The following is a 2,782-nucleotide window of genomic DNA, read 5'->3' on the forward strand; positions in this document are numbered from 1 at the left end:
GTGGCCTCGCGGACCAGGGCGTGGGCGAGGTCGGCGCGGGAGGTGACCGGACGGGGCGCCGCGTGGGTGGCGATCCGGTAGTCCGTGACGTCGCTGCGGCTGACGAGCCGGCCCGGGCGGACCAGGGTCCAGTCGAGCCCGGACTCCTGAACGACGTTCTCCATGCGCCGTACGTCCTGGTGGACGGCGCGTCGGCCGGTCAGCAGCGCGGCCCCGCGGCGCAGCCGGGCGCGGCGCGGCTCGTCGACGGCGTCGAGGCCGGCGTGGCTGACACAGACCAGCCGCCGCAGGCCGTGATGCACCATCGCCTTGACGATGTTGTAGACCCCTTGCGAGTAGACGGTGCCGGGTCTTCTGGACGGCGGCGCGCCGATCACCGAGATGACCGCGTCGTGGCCCCACATGACCCAGTCGACCGCGTCGGCGTCCATCATGTCCGCGTCGGCGACCTGCACCCCGCGGTCGTAGAAGGGGAAGTCGGCGGGGCGCCGGGTGATCGCGGTGACCGTGTGACCCTCGGTCACCGCCATGGCGGTGACCAGGTGACCGGTCGGGCTGTCGGCGCCGAACACGACCAGTTTCATGCATTCCCTCCTCGCGCACGGACGTAGCGCGGCCAGGCCTTCGGGTGCGGTGGGGGACGCACATGGGTGTACGGCGCTTTTCGAACTGCGGGCTCTCGACCTGCGCGTCTTCGAGGTTTCTCGAACAGTGATCGGGTACTGGTACATCGATCGAGCGCGCCGATCAATGTACTACCATGAGTCTCGCCCCTACGAAGAGCCGGGAAAGGGCGGTGGGTGTCATCGTGAGCAAGCCGCGGAGCAGCGGTCGCGTGAGCTCCGGAGCCGCGCAGAGCGTCTGGCTGCGCCGCCCGCCGACGCCGCGCAACGAGCCGCCACTGTCCAGGGAGCGCATCACCGAGGCGGCGATCGCCCTGCTGGACGAGGAGGGTATGGAGCGGTTGACCATGCGCCACCTCGCGGAGCGTCTCGGAGTCGGTGCCACGACCCTGTACTGGCACATCGACACCAAGGACGACGTCATCGACCTGGCGATCGATGCCATCTTCGCCGAGGCCCCGCTCCCCGAAGGGGACACCGGCAGCTGGCAGGAGAACGTGGTGGCCCTCCTCTCCGGATGCCGGGCCATGCTCCTTCGGCACCCGTGGTCCGCCGCGCTGCCGCTGCGTCGCCGGCCGTCGATCGGACCGAACTTCCTGACCTGGCTGGAGTTCCTTCAGGCGACCCTGGCGCGGGCCGGGTTCGAGGGGCGGCAGGTTCAGGCCGCCTGCTGGGTACTGTACAACCACGTCCAGGGTTCCACCGCCAGTCAGTCCAGCCTGCGCTGGTCCGGTACCGAACGGACCGCTGCACAGGAGCAGTTGAGGATGCAGCAGGACAGCTACCCCACGCTGGTCGAGTACGAGTACATGCTGGACGACGCCTGGGACGAGAACTTCGATCTCGGCCTGAAGTACATCCTCGACGGACTCCAGGCGCAGATCGCGGCCTCGCACTGACGTCCCCTCGGCGCTCCATCGCGTAGCACCCGTGAAGTGGCCGGAGTTGATCCCCCGGCCCGCGCTCATCTGACAGATCCGCAGGCAGCGGCTGGACCACGCAGAGCGCGCGAACTGTCCTGATTCCATGCGGATCCGCCGGCCCCGGTACGCCGTCCCCCGCACGGCGCCATGAGTGGCAGTGGGCGGAACCGCCATGAGCGGCGGGGCACACGGGACGACATTGGAGCAGACCATGATCACATGCGGTGCCGCCCACGGCGCACGGGGCGTGCTCGGTACGGGGTCCTACGTACCCAGTCGCGTCATCAACAACAAGGACATGAGCGGCCTGGTCGGTGTCTCCGAGGAGGCCATCCTGCGGAAGACGGCGATCCGCGAACGGCGTTGGGCGAAGCCCGAGGAGGCCACGTCGGACCTCGCGGTCGCCGCCGGCCGGGCGGCCCTGGAGCAGGCCGGCATCAGGGCCTGCGACCTCGGTCTCATCATCGTGGCGACCTCCACTCCCGACTCCCCGCAGCCGGCGACGGCCTGTGTGGTCGCGGACGAGCTGGGCGCGGGCAACGGCACCGCCGCCTTCGACGTCAACTCGGTGTGCAGCGGCTTCGCCTTCGCCCTGTCCGTCGCCGAACGGATGCTCGCCGGCGCCTCCGCCGACCACGCCCTGGTCATCGGCGCCGACGTGTACTCGCGCATCCTCTCGCCCACCGACCGGCGCACGATCGTGCTGTTCGGGGACGGCGCCGGTGCCGTCGTGCTGGGCCCGGACGGCCGGCACCGGATGCTCTCCACCCGGCTGGCCAGCTTCGGGACCGCCCGCGAGCTGATCGGCGTACCGGGCGGCGGCAGCCGGATGCCCGCGACGGAGGAGACGCTGCGCGAGGGCAAGCACTACTTCTCGATGAACGGCCGGGGCGTGACAGAGTTCGTCGAGGCGCAGGTGGTCCCCGGTATCGAGGCGTTCCTCGCGGACAACGGAGTGCGCCACGACGAGATCGCGCACTTCGTGCCGCACCAGGCGAACGGACGGCTCCTGGAGAGCATGACCCAGGGCCTGGGCATACCCTCCGACCGGCTGGCCACCACCGTGACGCGCTACGGCAACACCGGCGCCGCCTCCGTCCCCATCACCCTGGACCACCTGGCCCGTTCGGGAGCGATGGCCGCGGGTGACCTGGTCCTGCTGGCGGCGTTCGGCGGCGGCATGTCCATGGGCCTGGCGCTGCTGCGGGCCGGCTGACCGTACCGGCCGCGCATGAC

The 2,782-nt window shown here is 70.5% G+C and carries 3 protein-coding genes; 2 read left to right on the forward strand and 1 reads right to left on the reverse strand.

Annotated features, from left to right (window positions below):
* Positions 1 to 584 (reverse strand): NAD(P)-dependent oxidoreductase (locus ACTWQJ_RS49765; protein WP_443312951.1); only part of this gene is annotated, 584 nt, incomplete at its 3' end.
* A 251-nt stretch (positions 585 to 835) separates the two neighbouring features.
* On the opposite strand from ACTWQJ_RS49765, the gene ACTWQJ_RS49770 reads away from it, so the two are divergent.
* A complete protein-coding gene (locus ACTWQJ_RS49770; RefSeq protein WP_443312952.1) occupies positions 836 to 1,522 on the forward strand; it encodes a TetR/AcrR family transcriptional regulator C-terminal domain-containing protein in 687 nt (228 codons plus the stop codon).
* 235 nt (positions 1,523 to 1,757) lie between these two features.
* The gene (locus ACTWQJ_RS49775; protein ID WP_443312953.1) at positions 1,758 to 2,762 is read left to right on the forward strand and encodes a 3-oxoacyl-ACP synthase III family protein; all 1,005 of its coding nucleotides are present in this window, start codon (positions 1,758 to 1,760) and stop codon (positions 2,760 to 2,762) included.
* The last annotated feature ends 20 nt before the right edge of the window (positions 2,763 to 2,782 follow it).

Source organism: Streptomyces sp. KR55, from assembly GCF_052245645.1.
In the GTDB taxonomy this organism is placed as follows: domain Bacteria; phylum Actinomycetota; class Actinomycetes; order Streptomycetales; family Streptomycetaceae; genus Streptomyces; species Streptomyces flavusporus.